18 protein-coding genes and 1 pseudogene are annotated in these 16,737 nt (G+C 69.4%); 15 read left to right on the top strand and 4 right to left on the bottom strand.

All coding sequences use genetic code 11. From position 1 onward, the window contains the following. Positions 1-2: 2 nt before the first annotated feature. Genes O1Q96_RS21725 through O1Q96_RS21700 form a run of 6 tightly spaced genes read left to right on the top strand, consistent with a single transcriptional unit; the run spans position 3 to position 4,033 of the window. A complete protein-coding gene (locus O1Q96_RS21725; protein ID WP_269249792.1) occupies positions 3-1,049 on the top strand; it encodes an aromatic ring-hydroxylating oxygenase subunit alpha in 1,047 nt (348 codons plus the stop codon). Beyond that, entirely contained in the window at positions 1,046-1,762 is a 717-nt protein-coding gene (locus O1Q96_RS21720; protein WP_269249791.1) for an alpha/beta fold hydrolase, read from the top strand. The genes O1Q96_RS21725 and O1Q96_RS21720 overlap by 4 nt, the downstream gene beginning before the upstream one ends. 4 nt (positions 1,763-1,766) lie before the next feature. Further along, the gene (locus tag O1Q96_RS21715; RefSeq protein WP_269249790.1) at positions 1,767-2,063 is read left to right on the top strand and encodes a muconolactone Delta-isomerase family protein; all 297 of its coding nucleotides are present in this window, start codon (positions 1,767-1,769) and stop codon (positions 2,061-2,063) included. Continuing rightward, the gene (locus tag O1Q96_RS21710; RefSeq protein WP_269249789.1) at positions 2,060-2,803 is read left to right on the top strand and encodes an SDR family NAD(P)-dependent oxidoreductase; all 744 of its coding nucleotides are present in this window, start codon (positions 2,060-2,062) and stop codon (positions 2,801-2,803) included. The genes O1Q96_RS21715 and O1Q96_RS21710 overlap by 4 nt, the downstream gene beginning before the upstream one ends. A 32-nt stretch (positions 2,804-2,835) precedes the next feature. Further along, positions 2,836-3,192, top strand: coding sequence for a protocatechuate 4,5-dioxygenase subunit alpha (ligA, locus tag O1Q96_RS21705; RefSeq protein ID WP_269249788.1), 357 nt, complete (start codon positions 2,836-2,838; stop codon positions 3,190-3,192). A gap of 1 nt (position 3,193) precedes the next feature. Beyond that, on the top strand, positions 3,194-4,033 hold the full coding sequence (locus O1Q96_RS21700) for a class III extradiol dioxygenase subunit beta (RefSeq protein WP_269253679.1): 840 nt from the start codon (positions 3,194-3,196) through the stop codon (positions 4,031-4,033). Between the two features lie 159 nt (positions 4,034-4,192). On the opposite strand, the gene O1Q96_RS21695 is transcribed toward O1Q96_RS21700, so the two are convergent. Beyond that, a complete protein-coding gene (locus O1Q96_RS21695) occupies positions 4,193-4,768 on the bottom strand; it encodes a TetR/AcrR family transcriptional regulator (RefSeq protein WP_269249787.1) in 576 nt (191 codons plus the stop codon). A 104-nt stretch (positions 4,769-4,872) separates the two neighbouring features. On the opposite strand from O1Q96_RS21695, the gene O1Q96_RS21690 reads away from it, so the two are divergent. The 8 genes from O1Q96_RS21690 to O1Q96_RS21655 all read left to right on the top strand — a co-directional run bounded on the left by O1Q96_RS21690 (position 4,873) and on the right by O1Q96_RS21655 (position 12,861). Continuing rightward, on the top strand, positions 4,873-5,838 hold the full coding sequence (locus tag O1Q96_RS21690; RefSeq protein ID WP_269249786.1) for an SDR family NAD(P)-dependent oxidoreductase: 966 nt from the start codon (positions 4,873-4,875) through the stop codon (positions 5,836-5,838). Positions 5,839-5,962: 124 nt separating this feature from the next. Then, entirely contained in the window at positions 5,963-6,667 is a 705-nt protein-coding gene (locus O1Q96_RS21685) for a YceI family protein (RefSeq protein ID WP_269249785.1), read from the top strand. A 93-nt stretch (positions 6,668-6,760) separates the two neighbouring features. Beyond that, positions 6,761-7,747, top strand: a complete 987-nt coding sequence (locus O1Q96_RS21680; RefSeq protein WP_269249784.1) for a nuclear transport factor 2 family protein — start codon at positions 6,761-6,763, stop codon at positions 7,745-7,747. 247 nt (positions 7,748-7,994) lie between these two features. Continuing rightward, positions 7,995-8,876: a dioxygenase family protein gene (locus O1Q96_RS21675; RefSeq protein ID WP_269249783.1), complete on the top strand. Its 882-nt coding sequence runs from the start codon at positions 7,995-7,997 to the stop codon at positions 8,874-8,876. Beyond that, complete coding sequence (locus tag O1Q96_RS21670; RefSeq protein WP_269249782.1) at positions 8,873-9,391, top strand: DoxX family protein; 519 nt, start codon at positions 8,873-8,875, stop codon at positions 9,389-9,391. Before O1Q96_RS21675 ends, O1Q96_RS21670 begins: the two co-directional genes overlap by 4 nt. Before the next feature lie 4 nt (positions 9,392-9,395). Next, complete coding sequence (locus O1Q96_RS21665; RefSeq protein WP_269249781.1) at positions 9,396-10,871, top strand: amidohydrolase family protein; 1,476 nt, start codon at positions 9,396-9,398, stop codon at positions 10,869-10,871. A 3-nt stretch (positions 10,872-10,874) separates the two neighbouring features. Further along, the gene (locus tag O1Q96_RS21660; protein ID WP_269249780.1) at positions 10,875-12,053 is read left to right on the top strand and encodes a CaiB/BaiF CoA transferase family protein; all 1,179 of its coding nucleotides are present in this window, start codon (positions 10,875-10,877) and stop codon (positions 12,051-12,053) included. Beyond that, positions 12,046-12,861, top strand: a complete 816-nt coding sequence (locus tag O1Q96_RS21655; protein ID WP_269249779.1) for a citryl-CoA lyase — start codon at positions 12,046-12,048, stop codon at positions 12,859-12,861. The genes O1Q96_RS21660 and O1Q96_RS21655 overlap by 8 nt, the downstream gene beginning before the upstream one ends. On the opposite strand, the gene O1Q96_RS44525 is transcribed toward O1Q96_RS21655, so the two are convergent. From O1Q96_RS44525 to O1Q96_RS21645, 3 genes and pseudogenes are all read right to left on the bottom strand, one after another. Beyond that, positions 12,862-13,029: a helix-turn-helix domain-containing protein gene (locus O1Q96_RS44525; protein WP_419587059.1), complete on the bottom strand. Its 168-nt coding sequence runs from the start codon at positions 13,027-13,029 to the stop codon at positions 12,862-12,864. 221 nt (positions 13,030-13,250) lie between these two features. Beyond that, positions 13,251-13,706, bottom strand: a pseudogene (locus tag O1Q96_RS21650) (cupin domain-containing protein); the annotation flags it as partial. 224 nt (positions 13,707-13,930) lie between these two features. Beyond that, positions 13,931-14,719: a tetratricopeptide repeat protein gene (locus O1Q96_RS21645; RefSeq protein WP_269253678.1), complete on the bottom strand. Its 789-nt coding sequence runs from the start codon at positions 14,717-14,719 to the stop codon at positions 13,931-13,933. Between the two features lie 177 nt (positions 14,720-14,896). On the opposite strand from O1Q96_RS21645, the gene O1Q96_RS21640 reads away from it, so the two are divergent. Continuing rightward, a complete protein-coding gene (locus O1Q96_RS21640; protein ID WP_269249778.1) occupies positions 14,897-15,769 on the top strand; it encodes an LLM class F420-dependent oxidoreductase in 873 nt (290 codons plus the stop codon). Positions 15,770-16,737: the final 968 nt, after the last annotated feature.

Below are 16,737 nucleotides of genomic sequence, written 5' to 3'. Positions count from 1 at the left end.
CCATGACACTGACACAGCACGTGCGCAACGGCTGGTACCTGGGGGCCTGGTCCGACGAGATCGGCCGAACCCTCAAGCAGCGCTGGATCACCGACCTCCCGGTCTGCTTCTACCGGCTGCCCGACCAGACCGTCACGGCCGTCGAGGACCGCTGCCCCCACCGCAAGTACCCGCTGTCGCTGGGCCACCTCGACGACGACGGAACCCTCCAGTGCGACTACCACGGCTACCGCTTCGACGGGCAGGGCGTGTGTGTCGGGGTCGCCGAGCAGGCCGACAAGCCCAAGGCGGCACTGCGTCGCTTCCCCCTGGTCGAGCGGGACGGCGCCGTATGGATCTGGCCCGGGGACCCCGAACTGGCCGACGAGGGCCTCCTGCCCGACACCTCGTGGCTGAACGACCCGAACTGGACCCATGTGCACGGGGTCGTCCCACTGAAGGCCCGGCATCTGCTGCTCCTGGAGAACCTGCTCGACCTCACCCACGAAACGTTCCTGCACCCGACCAGCATCGGAAACGCCGCCGTCGCCGCGACCCCGATCGACGTGACGGTGGACGGCGACCGGGTCGGCTTCAGCCGCCGCATGACCGGCATCGAGGCGCCGCCGTTCTACGAGAAGTCCTGCGGACTGACCTCTCCGGTGGACCGCTGGCAGGACGGCGACTTCTACCCGCCGGGCATCTTCGTCCTCAACATCCGCGTCGCGGCCACCGGCACCGAGGAGCCGGACGGCTTCCACATGAAGGTGCTGTACGGGATGACCCCGGGACGCGGCAACGAAACGCACGACTTCTACGCGCTCGGCCGCGACTACCTCATCGACGACCAGGAGCTCACGAGGTTCCAGCACGAGCAGCAACTGGCCGTGATGCAGGAGGACGTCGACGCCCTGGAGGCGCAGGAGATCATGTACGCCACCGACCCGGGCGGCACCGCCGAGTCCAGCATCAAGTCCGACCTCGCCGCACTGCGCGGACGCCGGGCGGTGGCGAAGATGCTCACCCGCGAACAGCAGGCCGGCACCGCGCGACCCCGGGCGTCCGCATGAGCGGCCGCCACGTCTTCGTACTGCTGCACGGAGCCTGGCACGGCGGCTGGGTGTGGCAGCGTGTCGCCCCGCTGCTGCGCGCGGCCGGACACGAGGTGCACACCCCCACGTTGACCGGGGTGAGTGACCGCGCCCATCTGCTGAACCCGCAGATCGGACTCGGCACGCACGTCGAGGACGCGGTGGCGCTGATAGAGGCCCACGACGCCCGGGATGTGGTGCTCGTCGGCCACAGTTACGCGGGCCAGGTCGTCACCGGCGTCGCGGACCGGATCCCGGACCGGCTTGCGAAGCGGGTCCACCTCGACGCCTTCGTCGGCGACGACGGTGACGCGGCGATCGATCTGCTGCCCGAGCGCATCGCCGGGCACTACCGGGAGTCCGTGGCCGGGCCCGGGTTCGGCTGGCTCATCCCGGTGCGCTCGCTGAGCGTGCTCGGCGTCGAGGACCAGGCGGACCTCGACTGGCTCGGCCCGCGGCTGACCCCGCACCCGTGGCTGGCCTACACCGAGCCGCTGCGGCTGACTGGCAAGGCCGACCAGGTCCCCGGTGTCTTCGTCGAGTGCACCGACTGGATGCGGGTGTTCACCCCACACGCCGAGCGCGCCGCCGCCCGCGGCTGGCCGGTCCACGAGATCGCCACCGGACACGAAGCGATGGTCACCGCCCCCGGCCGACTCGCCGAACTGCTGCTGGAGATCGCGGCAGCCTGACCCCGTGAAGGACATCCCCGTGGAATTCCTCGTCCGCACCGAGAACACCTTGCCCCCGGACACCCCCGACGACGTACGCGAGGAGCTGCGCAAGGGCGAGCGCGAACGGGCCATGCAGCTCAGGGAGGCCGGCATCCTCAAGCGGCTGTGGCGGGTGCCTGGCCGCAACGCGACCATCGGCCTGTACGAGGCGGCCGACCCGGCACAGCTGCACGACGCACTGGTCTCCCTGCCGATGTGGAAGTGGATGGACATCACCGTCGAGGCACTCGCCACCCATCCGCAGGAGAGAGCCCGATGACCGGCCCGGTGAACCCCAGCCCCCGGGTCGCCGTGGTCACGGGCGCCGCCGGCGGCCTGGGGCTCGCCATCGCCCGCAGACTGGCCGGGGACGGTTTCACGGTCGCCGCCCTCGACCTCGACGAACCCGACGACACCAGCTCGATCGCGGGCGGCCGGGCCTGGCGTTGCGACGTCGGGGACCCGGCCGCGACCCGCCGGACCGTATCCGAGATCGCCGACGCGTACGGCGGGGTCGACGTCCTCGTCAACAACGCCGGCCTGCTCTCCGACCGGGCGCCGCTGCTGGAGACGACCCCGGAGGAGATGCACCGCTTCTTCGCCGTCAACGCCGTCGGCCCGCTGCTCATGGTGCAGGCGTGCGTGCCCTGGCTGCGCGGCAGCCCGCACCGCGGGCGGGTGGTCAATGTCGCGTCCCGCACCTTCTTCACGGGGTCTCCGGGCCAGATCGCCTACGTCGCGAGCAAGGGCGCGCTCATCGGGATGACCCGGGTGATGGCACGCGAACTGGGCGAGCACCGGATCACGGTCAACGCGGTGGCGCCCGCGCAGGTGGCCACCCCGGGCACCCGGGCGCACTCCGGCGACGAGGTGTTCGCCGCGACCATGAGCCGGCAGGCGATCAAGGAGTTCGTCACCCCGGAACAGTTCGCGGGGCTGGTCTCCTATCTCGTCTCACCGAGCGCGTCCATGGTCACCGGCCAGACGCTCGTCTGCGACGGCGGCGGGCTCCTGCACTGACCGTCATCAACACCGGAGAGGAGAAGAACAGCATGTCCAGCACCACACCCCGGGTCCCCGGCACCTATGTCTTCGACGCCGCGGAGAACCGCCGCGGCCGAGCGTTGAACCGGCTCTGCGGTTCCTTCAAGGACGCCGAGAACCGGGAGAGGTTCAAAGCCGACGAAGCCGCGTACTGCGAGAAGTTCGGGCTCACGGCCGAGCAGCAGGACGCCGTTCTGCGGCGGGACTGGAACCGGCTGATGGAGCTGGGCGGTTCCATCTTCTACGTCTTCAAGCTCGCCATGGTCGACCAGAAGTCCATGCAGTACCTCGGCGGGGTGTTCACCGGCATGACCACCGAGGAGTTCACGCAGGCGCTCAAAGCGGGAGGACGGAGCTTTGGCTGAGGTGACATGGGGTCTGGCGACCTCGCACGTGCCGTCGATCGGTGCGGCCATGGACCACGGGAAGACGCAAGACCCGTACTGGAAAAGGCTGTTCGACGGATACACGCCGGCGCGGGAGTGGATGGCCCGGCACACCCCCGACGTCGCGGTGGTCATCTACAACGACCACGCCAACGCCGTCGACATGAGCGCCACCCCGACCTTCGCGCTCGGCACGGCGGAGTCGTACCAGGTGGCCGACGAAGGATGGGGCAGCCGCCCGGTGCCCACGGTCACGGGCGCCCCCGAGTTCTCCGACCACCTCGTCAAGAGCCTGATCGACGCCTCCTTCGACCTGACCGTCTACCAGGAACTCGACGTCGACCACGGCCTGACCGTTCCACTGTCGGTCTACTGCCCCGACCCCGGCGAACGCTGGCCCTGCGCGGTGGTCCCCCTCCTGGTCAACGTCATCCAGTACCCGCAGCCGACCGCCGCGCGGTGCCTGGCCCTCGGCCGCGCGCTCGGCGAGGCCATCCGCTCCTTCCCCGAGGACCTCAAGGTCGCCGTCTTCGGAACCGGCGGCATGTCCCACCAGCTCGCCGGCGCCCGCGCGGGACTGATCAACCAGGACTTCGACCGGATGTTCCTCGACGCGATCGAGCACGACCCCGAGAAATTGGCCGCGCTGACGCGCGAGGAGTACATCCGCGAGGCCGGCTCCGAGGGCATCGAGCTGATCATGTGGCTGATCATGCGCGGCGCGCTGGGACCCCGGATCCGCCGTGTGTACGAGGCCTACCACGTACCGGCGTCCAACACGGCGGCCGGGATGGTGCTGTTCGAGAACCTGAGGCGGTGATACGCCGTCAGCCCAGCTCGGCCGATGCCCGTGCCGCTCGGGTGATGTGGCACCCAGCCCCGTGGTGCTGTCGTGGTGTATCTCTCTGAGTCGGTGTGGACCGCCGCAGGCGTGCCGTCAGGCGAGGCCGAGCGCGGACGCCTTCCCCGCCCGGACGCATCAGCCGGAGCGATAGCGGAGCCCGTCGAGCAGGAGGTCGAGCATGCGGCCCGCGCGGTCGCGCAGCCCCTTGTCGCTCGTGATCAGCAGGACACCCCCGAGACTGAACCCGACATCGAGCGGGTCCACGTCCGAGCGCAGAACTCCCACTTCGGCCCCGGCGTGCAGCAGTGTGCTGATGGCCGTGCTGATCCGGTCGAGACTCTCGGCGAACGGATCCTCGTCGCCGGAGGCGATGACGGCCTTCAGTGCGTCCGCCATGCCCTGCTTGGTGGCCAGGTAGTCGATGAACAGGTCCATCCACCTCCGCATGGCCTGGTCGGGCGGGAGTTGTGCGAGCAGTTCCGTGACGCTGTCGCAGACCCGGGCGAGTTCGTTGCGGTAGGCGGCCTCGAGCAGGGCCTCCCGGGTCGGGAAGTGCCGGTAGAGCGTGCCGATTCCCACGCCGGCGTCCTTGGCGATGGCCTCGAGGGACGCGTCGGTGCCGGTCTCGGAGAACGCGCGTCCCGCGGCTTCGAGCAGGCGTTCCCGGTTGCGTCGCGCGTCAGCACGCAGTCCGCGTGGGGTGGCGGTCACAGTCTTCCTTCCTTCTGGACAATCGGAGGCCCCTCCGCTTAGGGTCTGGAAGCAATCGGAGGCACCTCCGTTTTCGAGAATAGCAAACAGGGAGCATGGCGAGAATGGCCACGAGGACAGGCATCACCACTCCGTTCACCAGCCGGTCCACGGCTGCCGACGTCATCGCGGGCATCGACCTCACGGGCCGCCGCGCTGTCGTCACCGGGGCGGCGTCCGGCATCGGCGTGGAGACCGCCCGAGCGCTGGCCGGCGCCGGCGCGGAGGTCACGCTGGCCGTGCGGGACACCGCCACCGGCGATCGCATCGCGAAGGATATCCGGGCCGCCACCGGCTCCGAAGGCGTACGGGTAGCCGCCCTGGACCTGACCGATCCGGCGTCCGTCCGCGCGTTCACCGCCACCTGGCAGGGCCCGCTGCACATCCTCGTCAACAACGCCGGTGTCATGGCCGCCCCGGAGAGCCGCACACCCCAGGGCTGGGAGTTGCAGTTCGCCACCAACCACCTGGGGCACTTCGCCCTGGCCACCGGGCTGCACGAGGCACTCGCGGCGGCCGGCGGCGCCCGGGTGGCGTCGGTGAGTTCCAGCGGGCACCTGTTCTCACCCGTCGTCTTCGACGACCTCCACTTCACCGAGCGGCCTTACGATCCGTGGCTGGCGTACGGCCAGTCCAAGACCGCAAACGTGTTGTTCGCGGTCGAGGCCGGCCGGCGATGGGCCGCCGACGGGATCACGGTCAATGCGCTGATGCCCGGAGGGATCCAGACCAACCTGGGACGCTACATGGACGACGCCCGGATGGGCCTGTTCATGGCCCACCTGCGAGCCCTCCTCGGCGAAGGAACACCCTTGCCCGAGATGTCCTTCAAATCGGTCGAACAGGGCGCCGCGACCTCCGTCCTGCTGGCCACCTCACCCTTGCTCGACGGCATCAGCGGCCGGTACTTCGAGGACTGCAACGAGGCACCACTGCACCAGCCGGGCACCAACACCGGGGTCGCGCCGCACGCCCTGGATCCGGAGGCGGCCGAGCGACTCTGGCAGGTCTCCGAGCAACTCCTGGACTGACCTCATCCCGCTCGCCGCCCACGACTGAGCCCGCGCCCGTCCGTAGCGACCCCTCACACCCCAGGGCGACCCGCGATCCAATACTTGAAACTTCAGTTGAATCACGAAACATATGGGGGACACCATGGCAGGCAGCATCCGCAGGCACTGGAAGCGCTGGCTCATCGCCGGTGTGGCCACCGTCGCCGTGCTTTGCACGGCGGGCCCCTACATCTACATCAACTACGTCCAGGAGAAGCCACCAGCGGCCCTCTCGCTCGACGACCAGCCAGGCTCGGACTCCTCCGCCAGTTCCTCGGGTTCCGGAGATGTCGAGGGTGCCTGGCGGGTGGGCAGCGGTTCGCAGGCCGGTTACCGGGTCGACGAAGTCCTCTTCGGCCAGAACGTCACGGCGCTGGGCCGTGCCGAAAAGGTCACCGGAGAGCTGGAGATCGAAGGCAACCGGGCGGTCAGCGGATCCTTCACCTCCGACCTTGCTTCGGTGAAGAGCGACTCCGACCAGCGCGACGGCCAGTTCCGCGGCCGGGTCATGAACACCGAGCGCTACCCGGAGGCCACCTTCGAGCTCACCGAGCCCGTCGACTTCGGTTCTGCTCCGGCGGTGGGCGAGCAGATCAGCGCCAAAGCCTCAGGTGAGCTGACCGTCCACGGTGAGACCAACTCGGTCTCCTTCGAGCTCGACGCCCAGCGCACCGCCGACGGCTTCCGGGTCAACGGTTCCATTCCGGTCACCTTCGCCGACTACGGCATCGAGGCACCCAACTTCGGCGGGATCGCGGTGGAGGACGAGGGAAACATCGAGTTCCTCCTCGCCTTCGACCGCGCCTGAGCCCACACGGGCGCCTTTGCTCTTTACTCCCGACCTCCCACCAAACACCCGCCGACGCGTTCACCGCCGTCCGCACAGCATTGGAGAACCCCCATGTCGAACAGCACCAGCCGGCTGCCCCGCAAGGCCGTAGCCACCCTCCTGGCTGCGGCGACCGTAGGAGCTGTGGCCGGCTTCGCACCTGCCGCCACGGCCACTGTCTCCGCCTCCGCGCCGTCCCACAGCGGCCCGGGCCTCGGCCTCGACGCCCCGTACACGAGCCCCGCCACGCAGCAGCGCAACAAGCGCGTCGCCGTCCACGTCCTCACCCAGCTCTTCGAGGAGGGCAACCTCGAGGTCGCCGACCGGTACATCCGCGAGGACTACATCCAGCACAACCCCGCCGCGCCCAACGGCCGGGAAGCGATCAAGAACTTCATCCGCGACTGGACCGCGCGCTTCCCGGACCACCAGTACAACGTGAAGCGGGTCCTCGCCCAGGGCAACCTGGTCCTGGTGCACTCCAACCCCGTCTACGAGCCCGGCACCCGTGGCACGGCCGTGGTCGACATCTTCCGATTCGACCCCAGGAGCGGCATGATCGCCGAGCACTGGGACACGGTCCAGGACGTGCCGGCGACCAGCGTCAACGGCAACGACATGTTCGGCACGGTCAGCAACCCGCACACGAACCAGCCCAGCGGCCCGCGCTGGAGCACAGCGCTCAGCGAGAAGATCGCCACCGGTTACTTCGACACCCTCCTCGTCGACAAGAACCCCGACGCCGTCAGGTACCTCGCGCCGGAGTACTACCAGCACAACCCGACCATCCCCAGCGGCTCGGCCGGCCTGCGTGAGCAGTTCACCAATTTCTTCCGCCAGTTCCCGAACCTGATCGTGGAGCGCAAGCGCGTCATCGCCGACAAGGACTACGTCGCCATCCACGCGCACTACCGCCTCAGTCCCGAGGACCGGGGACAGTCGGTCGTGGACATCTTCCGGGTCAAGAAGCAGAAGAATGGCGAGCTCAAGATCATCGAGCACTGGGACGCCGTACAGGACGTCCCGGCCACCTCCGCCAACGACAACACGATGTTCTGACCTCTCCGGATTCTCGCGATCTCTCGCGGTCCCTCGCGGCCCCTCGCGGCCCCTGGGCCCGTCACCGGCCGGTCACGGGCCACGCATATCCGAGATGCAGACAGCAGTCCGATCGACCCCAACCCGAGCCTGGCTTCAATGCAGCCATCCAAGGGCTTGATTTACGAGTCAACCATGCGCCAGTGTGACCGCTGTACGGACTGATGTCCGCACAGCGGTCGGGCCGGAACGAATCGAGGAGGATTCCATGGCCTTCGTGACGGAGGACAACCTCAGCGACCTGGCGGTGAAGCGGTGGGCCACGGCGCACTCTCCCCGGCTCGCCGAGCTGATGACAGCGTTGGTGCGGCACCTCCACGCGTACGCCCGCGAGGTCGGACTGACGGAGGAGGAGTGGGCGGCTGCCGTCGAATGGCTCACAGCGACCGGCCGGATCAGTGACGACAAGCGTCAGGAGTTCATCCTCGCCTCCGACGTCCTGGGTCTGAGCACGCTCGTCGTCCAGCTGAACCATCACTTCTCGGCGGACGCCACTCCGGCGACGGTGCTCGGTCCGTTCCACATCGACGGCTCTCCGACGGCCGGTTTCGGAGCCGACATGTCGGACGGCATTCCGGGCACGCCGCTGTTCATCATCGGCCGGGTCCTCGACCTCGACGGCACGCCTCTGCCCGACATCGTCCTGGACGTATGGCAGGCCGACACCGACGGCGCCTACGAGGCGCAGCTGCCGGACATCGACGAGGCCCGGCTGCGCGCGCTGTACCGGACGCGGGCGGACGGCACGTACTGCGTGCGCACCATCGCGCCACGCGGCTACGCGATTCCGATGGACGGTCCGGTCGGTGACCTGATCGGCAGGACCGACATCAGCCACTTCCGTCCCGCGCACATCCACTTCCTGATCGACCACCCCGGCCACGAGAAGCTCATCACCCATCTGTTCCGGGAGGGTTCCGAATTCCTCGACACCGATGTCGTGTTCGGCACGAAGGACGAGCTGATCGTGCGCTTTACCGAGGAACCGGCAGGCCCCTCCCCTGACGGCGGCACCATCGACGAGCCGTACCTGCGCGCCGAGTTCGATTTCGTGCTGCAGCCCCGGACGACGGACGAGCCGCAGCCGTGAATCTCGGGCTGCTCCTGCTGCGGCTGCTGCTCGCCGCGCTGCTGTTCGGCCACGGCACCCAGAAACTGTTCGGCTGGTTCGGCGGTGCCGGGCGGGCCGGGACCGCCGCCGTCTTCGACCAGTGGGGCTTCGTGCCCGGCCGGCGGATGGTGCTCGTCGCCGGGGCGGCCGAACTCGCCGGAGCGGTCTCGGTCGCTGCCGGGCTGCTGACTCCCGGCGGCTGCGCGGTGATCGTCGGCACCATGGCGGTCGCGGCGGCGGCGACCGCGCCGAACGGCTTCTGGGCCCAGAAGGGCGGCTGCGAAGTGCCCTTCTCCTACGGCGCGGTGGCAGCGGTCCTCGCCTTCACCGGCCCCGGCGCCTGGTCACTCGACCACGCCCGCGGGCTGACGGAACTCGACGGCTACGCATGGGGATGCGCGGCACTGGCCCTCGGCCTGGCCGCCGCGGCCGTACCACTGACCGCCCGCTCCCGTGTTCTGCGGTCCCGGACCACAGACTCCACAACGAGGTGACCACGTGACGATCGAACAACCACGCAGCGAGGACTTCGCCTTCGGACGTCCCGTCCTGTTCCGCAACGCGACCGTCCTGTCCATGGACCCCGCGATCGGCCTGCTCGACCGCGGCGACGTGCTGGTCCGCGGCGAACGGATCGAGCAGGTCGGAAGGGACCTTCAGGCACCCGACGACGCCGTGGTGGTGGACTGCGCCGGCGGCATCCTCATGCCCGGCATGGTCGACACCCACCGGCACATGTGGCAGACCGCGCTGCGCGGACTCGGCGCCGACTGGACCCTGTCGCAGTACTTCGTCTTCTACTACCTCACCTGGGGCAAGATCTTCCGTCCCGAGGACATCCACGCCGGCAACCTGCTGTCCGGCATCGAGGCGCTCGACGCGGGTGTGACCACCACGGTGGACTGGTCGCACGGGCTGCAGACGCCCGAGCACGGGGACGCGGCCGTCGAATCGCTGCGCGCGGTGCCGGGCCGCTTCGTGCTGGCCTACGGCAACCTGCTCGGCGCTCCCTGGGAGTGGGCCCGCTCGAAGGAGTTCCGGTCCTTCGTCGACCGCCACTTCTCCGGGCGGGACGACATGCTGGGCCTGCAGCTCGCCTTCGACGTCACCGGTGACGCCGCCTTCCCCGAGAAGGCGGCGTTCGAGGCGGCCCGCGAGCTCGGGTTGCCGGTCACCACCCACGCGGGTGTGTGGGGCGCGACGAACGACAACGGCATACGTCTGATGTGGGACCACGGGTTCATGACGCCGGACGTCACGTACGTACATTCCGCGACGCTCAGCGAGGACTCGTACCACCGGATCGCCGCCTCGGGCGGCACGGTCTCGGTGTCGGCGGAGAGCGAGCACAACGCCGGCCAGGGCTACCCTCCCACCTGGCGGCTGAGGCGCCACGGCATCCCCGTGTCGCTGTCGATGGACACCAGCGTGTGGTTCAGCGCCGATCTGTTCTCGGCGATGCGCGCCACCCTGTCGGCCGACCGCACGCGCGAGCACATGGCGGCCCACGCGGCCGGGGAGACGGTGGTGCACCACAGCCTGCGGGCCCGGGACGTCGTGGAGTGGGCCACGATCGGCGGCGCCGGAGTGCTCGGTCTCAGCGACACCATCGGCTCGTTGACGCCGGGCAAGAAGGCCGACCTCGTCCTGCTCAAGAACGACCGGTCCCCGGCGATGTACCCGATCCTGCACCCCTACGGGCACGTGGTCTACCAGGCCACCCGCGCCGACGTGCACACCGTGCTGGTCAACGGAACCGTGGTGAAGTACGCGCACGAACTGGTCGGCGTCGACCTGGAGCGGGCCCGCACCGCCGTCGCCGCGACCGTGGACTACGCGCGGACCACCATGGGCGAGGACGCGTGGCGGGAGGCCGTGGAGCCGGAGATCCCGACAACCGAGGTGATCTCCAACCCGTACACCTACAGCGAGTACCGCGGCGAAGGCGTCGCCGTGCAGAACGAGGGGGCGTAGCCCATGAGCAGCGGTTCAGGCGGCTCACGCGGACCGCTCGACGGGCTGCTGGTGGCGGACTTCTCCCGCATCCTCGCCGGTCCGTACGCGACGATGTTGCTCGCCGATCTCGGGGCCGACGTGGTGAAGGTCGAGGGTCCTCAAGGGGACGACACCCGCACGTGGACGCCGCCGGCGCGCGACGGTGTGTCGACCTACTACCTGGGGATCAACCGCGGGAAGCGGTCGCTCGCGCTCGACTTCCGCGACGAGGCGGACGCGCGGCTCGCGAGGGAGCTCGCCCGGCGCGCCGACGTGGTGATCGAGAACTTCAAGCCGGGCGGACTGGCACGGTACGGCCTCGACCACGCCTCGGTGAGCGCCGGAAACCCGGGCGTGGTGTACGCGTCGATCAGCGGTTTCGGAGCCGGACCCGGCCGGAACGTACCCGGCTACGACCTGATGGTGCAGGCGATCTCCGGGCTGATGAGTCTGACCGGTGATCCGGACGGGCCGCCGTACCGGGCGGGGATCTCGGTCTTCGACGTGATGGCGGGCAACCACGCCACCATCGGTATCCTCGCCGCCCTCCGCCACCGCGACGCGACCGGCCGGGGCCAGCTCGTCGAGGTGAATTTGCTGTCGTCGGCGCTGACCGGGCTGGTCAACCACAGCTCCTCCTACGTCGCCGGCGACACCGTGCCCTATCGGATGGGCAACGCGCATCCCAGCGTCTTCCCCTACGAACCGTTGCCGACGGCCGACCAGGACCTGATCGTCACCGCGGCCAACGACGGGCAGTTCCGCAAGCTGTGCGAAGTACTCGGGATCCCCGAGACCGCCGACGATCCCCGCTTCCGGCACAACGCCGACCGCACCGAGCGACGGGAGGAACTCCGGCCCCTCCTGCTCGAACGGCTGAAGACGAGGACCGCCCTGGAGTGGTTCGAGCTGCTCGTCGACGCCGGGGTCCCCTGCGGGCCGATCAACACCATCGACGGCGGATTCGCGATGGCCGAACGCTTCGGACTCGACCCGGTCGTCGAGGTCGGCGAGGGAGACCGGGCCGTACCCACGACACGGCACCCGATCCGCTTCTCCGAGACGCCCGCCGCCTACCGCCTGCCCCCGCCCGAGTTGGACGAGCACGGGACCGAACTGCGCAAGTGGCTGCAGGACTTGCTGGGGGACGACCATGCCTGAGTACCCGACCGCCCTCGGTGCGTCCTCCCTGGACAAGATCACCCTGCTCGGCCAGGACCTCGCGGCCGATGTGATGGGCGAGGTGGGCTTCGGCGAGCTGGCGTTCTGGCTCGCCGCACAGCGCCGACCCACCCCCGGGGAGACACGGGTGTTCGAGGCCGTGCTCGCCGCTCTGGCCGACCACGGCTTCACCCCGACCGCGATCACGACCAGGCTGACGTACCTGTCGGCGCCCGACTCGGTCCAGGGCGCCCTCGCCGCCGGGCTCCTGGGCGGCGGCTCACGCTTCCTCGGCGTGACCGAGGACTGCGGCAGGTTCCTCCACGACGCCCTGTCGACAGCTCGGGGTGGCCCCCCGACCGACGAGGCAGGCTGGGACGAACTCGCCCTCGCCTCCGTGCGCTCGGCACGAGCGGAGGGCAGGGTGATCCCCGGTCTCGGGCACCACGTACACAAAAAGGGCGACCCCCGCACACCGCGGCTGTTCCACATCGCCGCCGAGGAAGAGCTGGTCGGTCCGCACCTGTCGCTCTTCGCAGCCATCGGCCGAATCCACCCTCACGTTCTGGGCAAAACACTGCCGCTGAACGGCGCCGGCGTCTGCGGCGCCGCGCTCGCCGACCTCGGCCTCCCGCTGGAACTACTGCGCGCCTTCGCCCTGCTCGCCCGCACGGCCGGACTCATCGGTCAGCTCGCCGAGGAGATCCGCAACCCCGTCGCGAACGACATCTTCCTCTCGGTGGACCTCAACAACCGCGCCGTACCGCCGCACCCTGCCGACCGAGGCGAAGCTTCAGCAAGCGGCTGATCAGGACGGCACTGATGCCGTACGACGGTCGTGGCCGGGCGCGATGCCCTGTTCCCGGGAGAACGCCCGCGAGAAGGCGAACTCGGACCGATATCCGACGGCTTGCGCGATGTCGCCGACCGGATTGTCGGTGTCGCGCAGGAGGCGGGCGGCCAGGTCGATCCGCACGCGAGAGCGGTAGGCCAGGGGGTGTGGCCCACCACCTCCTTGAACTGGCGAGCGAAAGCCGGGCGGGACATCGTGACGGCGCGGGCCAGGCTCTCCACCGTCCAGTCGCGGTGCGGCTCTTCGTGCATCAATGACAGGGCGGTTCCGATGCGCGGGTCGCGCAGGGCGGTCAGCCAGGACGGTCCCGTCTCGGTGGCGGTGTCGGCCCGTTCGATCCAGGCGCGGATCGCGAGCACGAAGAGCACCTCGGTCAGACGGGTGGTTACTGCCCGGGAGCCGGGCTGCCCGCCCGCCGTCTCGGTGGCGAGGATCCGGAAGACATCCTGTAACCGGGGGTCGGCACTCATGCCGGGCACATGGATGACCTCCGGCAGCGCCGACAGCACCGGATGCCCGTCGGTATTGCCGGCGTAGTTGGAACTTGCCGCACACCACCGCACGACGGGCCCGGCCCCGCCGAGGTCGACCACGCCCTCCCCGCCCGGCGGGTGAGCGGCCTCCAACTCCGCGTACGGGAGGGCCTCTTCGTCGGGGGCCCCGAGCAGCCGGTGCGGCGTGCCGCGCGGCAACAGCACCACGTCCCCGGACACCAGCTGCACCGGTGGCGCCTCGGCGGTCCGCAGCCAGCAGACGCCCTCGGCGATGACATGGAACCCCGCAAAGCCCAGCCGGTCCACGGCACAGCCCCGACCGGATGATGAGTTCAGTGGGTGGTGCTGGAGGCGCCGACTCGCCCGCAGGGTGGTGGCCGACGCCGGAACGGTGCCCGGGAAGTGCTGGACCGCGATCGTGTTCGTGGCCACGTCACCGAATGAGATGACCCCTTTGCCCGGCGCGTTGCGATAGCTGGATGAGCTGCCCAGGGAGCGCCTGCGATTCGCCCCGAGCGGGGGCGCTGCTCTTACGGTCGAGTGCCGTCGATGTGCTCGAGCAGCGTTCGGGCTTCAACGGTGCGGCGGTGGTCCGGGCCGAAGGAGGCCAGGCAGGCATCATGAGCGGCTGCAGCCTGGCGACGGGCATCGGGAGCGCGCCGCAACCCCAACAGGGCAGTAGCAAAGGCCAGTTCGACGGCGCCTGTATCTGGATGGCGCTGGTAATCGGGCAGAGCGCGGTACAGCTTGTCGGCCCCCTGCGCCTCGATGAGGGCCTCTTCGTGGCGAGCCTGGCCGTTGAGGCTGCGAGCCAGGCCGAGTCGCAGGACGAGGGACGCCCGGTCACGTACGCGACGGGCGGCCAGGGCCTCGCGGGCGAGTGCTTCAGCCTCCTGGTGGCGCCCCTGCGCATTGAGGGCGAATACCAGCCCATTGCGGGCGGCCGCTGCCAGGAGTGACATTTCCGGGCCGGTACCGCGGCCCGCGGCCTCGGCGACGGCCGCACATTCTGCCTCGCACTCGGCGTGCTGACCGAGCGAGGTCATCTGCTGGGCGCGGTCCGAGCGCAGCTTCAGGGTCAACCAGTGATCGGCTCCAAATATCCTGCTGAAGGCAGGCAGCGCTTCGTCGTAGGTGGCGAGTGCCTCGGCGTGACGGCCTTGGGCGCCCGTCGCGAGCGCGGCGATGTTCAGCGCCACAGCTGCGTACTCGTCGTCGCGCGGCCGCGATCGGGCCACGGCACGGGATTCGGCCTCCGCCTCGGCGTAACGCCCGGCTTCGTAAAGGGCTTTGGCCTCCGCCACAGGCGTCCCCGTCATTCGTTGGGCGTCGCTTCGGCCACGCCGCCGTAGAAATCTCATGACCGGGAGCATACGGATGCTGCGCAGGCTGCTCGCCGAAGAGGCAAGGAGATAGTCGGCAGCCCAAGACGGCGCAGGACGGCCCTGCGCGACCTCCGGAAGAGCGCGCGTCGCCTGCTACCGATGACGGAAGACATGAAACTAGGTATTGCCATGTTCCCCGCGGACTTCGCCGTCCGCCCCGACGAACTCGCCCGTGCGGTCGAGGACCGCGGCTTCGAGTCGCTGTTCCTTCCCGAGCACACCCACATGCCCGCCACCGAACGCACGCGCGCCGAGGTGGGGGAACTGCCCGCGCACTTCTCCCACACCCACGATCTGTTCGTCGCTCTCACCTATGCCGCGGCCGCCACCCGGTCCCTGCTGGTGGGCACCGGCATCTGTCTGGTGCCCCAGCGCGACCCGATCGTCACCGCCAAAGCGGTGGCCAGCCTGGACGCCCTGTCGGGCGGACGTGTGCTGTTCGGGGTGGGCGCCGGATGGATCAGCGAGGAGATCGCCCAACACGGCACCGATCCGGGGCGCCGCTGGAGTGTCACGGCCGAGCGGGTGAAGGCGATGCGCTGGATCTGGGGGCACGACGTCGCCGAGTTCCACGGCGAGCACGTGCGCTTCGGACCCCTGTGGTCCTGGCCCAAGCCCCACCGGCCGTCCGGCCCGCCGGTACTGGTGGGCGGTTCCCTTCCCTTTGTGGCGAGCCGGGTGCTCGACTTCGGGGACGAGTGGATGCCGCACGCCGGCATGCCCGTAGCCGAACTGGCCGCGCGCATCGCGAAGTTGCGTGCCGCGGGACGCGCGGACGGACGCGCCGATGACGTGCCGGTGACCGTCTTCGGGGCCGAGCCGGAGCCCGCGCACCTGGCAGAGTTGCGGGACATCGGCGTGAACCGGGCGGTGCGCTACGCACCCCCGGCCGACCCCGAGGCCGTGCACCGTTTCCTGGACCAGGTGGCTCCGCTGACCGCCGCGTTCTCCAACTGGCCGAACACCACGAGACAGTCAACTTGACCCGGTCCTGAGGACCGGGCTTGGAGGTAGTGCCCAATTGGCTGCTGGGGTGGACTCCTCCGTCCAGTCACCCCGCTATGGGGGGGGCAGGGACGCGTGACTCATGCCCCGCATTCCACACGCTCCCGCCACGGTTGGCGATGAAGTCGTACGGCAGAGATCGCAGTGGAATGTCTTCGCCGAGATAGACCACCGCAGCCGTGCCCTGACAGCCGTTGCCTCCCGGCGGCGCGGTATCGCGGACTCTGCCATCCTGCGGGCCGGTCTTGTAGGAGGCGACATCGATGAGCGTGTACCGGTACTCGTAGCGTGCTGGGGCGACAGCAGTCGCCTCCCTCGCCTTCTCGATAGCAACCCAGTAATGGGCGAGCTTCACCCTGACTGCCTCGCACGGTTACCCCGCCCGCTTCGAGAGCGCCTCCCCTACTCGGCGGACCCACAGTACGAGCCGGATGAACAGGCCCACCAGCAAATCGATGATCTCCGTCGGCCAACCTGGACACAGAGCGGCGCCTGTTCCTCGACGTCGCAGTCCGCACTGCAGAAGGACGCGACAGCGTCGTTCCACCGGTTCGCGCCGTCTCGTCCCTGGCCGAGTTCCGCTGTCGACCTGGTCCAGGCGGACCCACGAGCGCAGCACTTCGGGCGAACCGATCCCCAGCTTGCTCGTGGCCGCATTCATCGCGGCCCGCTCGGTGGCGTGGTCCGACCGCACCTCGGCGACCACACGGACCGCACGCTTGCGTAGCTCAGGGAGTTAGAGGAGGGGCGTGCCACGACGCAACCCCCTCAGCGAATCGACCCTCCGTTCGAATCGGAACGTTTCAAACAAGCCTCGCCCGAGAGTCACGATCGCGCCGCACGGATCCAAAGTGGCGCAAACAAACGTTGCCGCTCCGTTTCGAGACGCGCAGCCTGGAGGCGCGGGAGCGCTCCCATCTCGTCGACACCCGCACCGGAATCAGACA

This window comes from Streptomyces aurantiacus, assembly GCF_027107535.1.
GTDB lineage: Bacteria > Actinomycetota > Actinomycetes > Streptomycetales > Streptomycetaceae > Streptomyces.
The sequence above is the reverse complement of the archived record's forward strand: the minus strand, read 5'-3'. Positions and strand labels throughout refer to the sequence as shown.

Excerpts from the sequence above, each read along its gene's own strand:
- ligA (WP_269249788.1), top strand. The coding sequence starts at position 2,836 with ATGTCCAGCACCACACCCCGGGTCCCCGGCACCTATGTCTTCGACGCC.
- O1Q96_RS21660 (WP_269249780.1), top strand. The coding sequence starts at position 10,875 with ATGAGCAGCGGTTCAGGCGGCTCACGCGGACCGCTCGACGGGCTGCTG.
- O1Q96_RS21690 (WP_269249786.1), top strand. The coding sequence starts at position 4,873 with ATGGCCACGAGGACAGGCATCACCACTCCGTTCACCAGCCGGTCCACG.
- O1Q96_RS21685 (WP_269249785.1), top strand. The coding sequence starts at position 5,963 with ATGGCAGGCAGCATCCGCAGGCACTGGAAGCGCTGGCTCATCGCCGGT.
- O1Q96_RS21710 (WP_269249789.1), top strand. The coding sequence starts at position 2,060 with ATGACCGGCCCGGTGAACCCCAGCCCCCGGGTCGCCGTGGTCACGGGC.
- O1Q96_RS21720 (WP_269249791.1), top strand. The coding sequence starts at position 1,046 with ATGAGCGGCCGCCACGTCTTCGTACTGCTGCACGGAGCCTGGCACGGC.
- O1Q96_RS21680 (WP_269249784.1), top strand. The coding sequence starts at position 6,761 with ATGTCGAACAGCACCAGCCGGCTGCCCCGCAAGGCCGTAGCCACCCTC.
- O1Q96_RS21725 (WP_269249792.1), top strand. The coding sequence starts at position 3 with ATGACACTGACACAGCACGTGCGCAACGGCTGGTACCTGGGGGCCTGG.
- O1Q96_RS21655 (WP_269249779.1), top strand. The coding sequence starts at position 12,046 with ATGCCTGAGTACCCGACCGCCCTCGGTGCGTCCTCCCTGGACAAGATC.
- O1Q96_RS21675 (WP_269249783.1), top strand. The coding sequence starts at position 7,995 with ATGGCCTTCGTGACGGAGGACAACCTCAGCGACCTGGCGGTGAAGCGG.
- O1Q96_RS21645 (WP_269253678.1), bottom strand. The coding sequence starts at position 14,719 with ATGACGGGGACGCCTGTGGCGGAGGCCAAAGCCCTTTACGAAGCCGGG.
- O1Q96_RS21640 (WP_269249778.1), top strand. The coding sequence starts at position 14,897 with ATGAAACTAGGTATTGCCATGTTCCCCGCGGACTTCGCCGTCCGCCCC.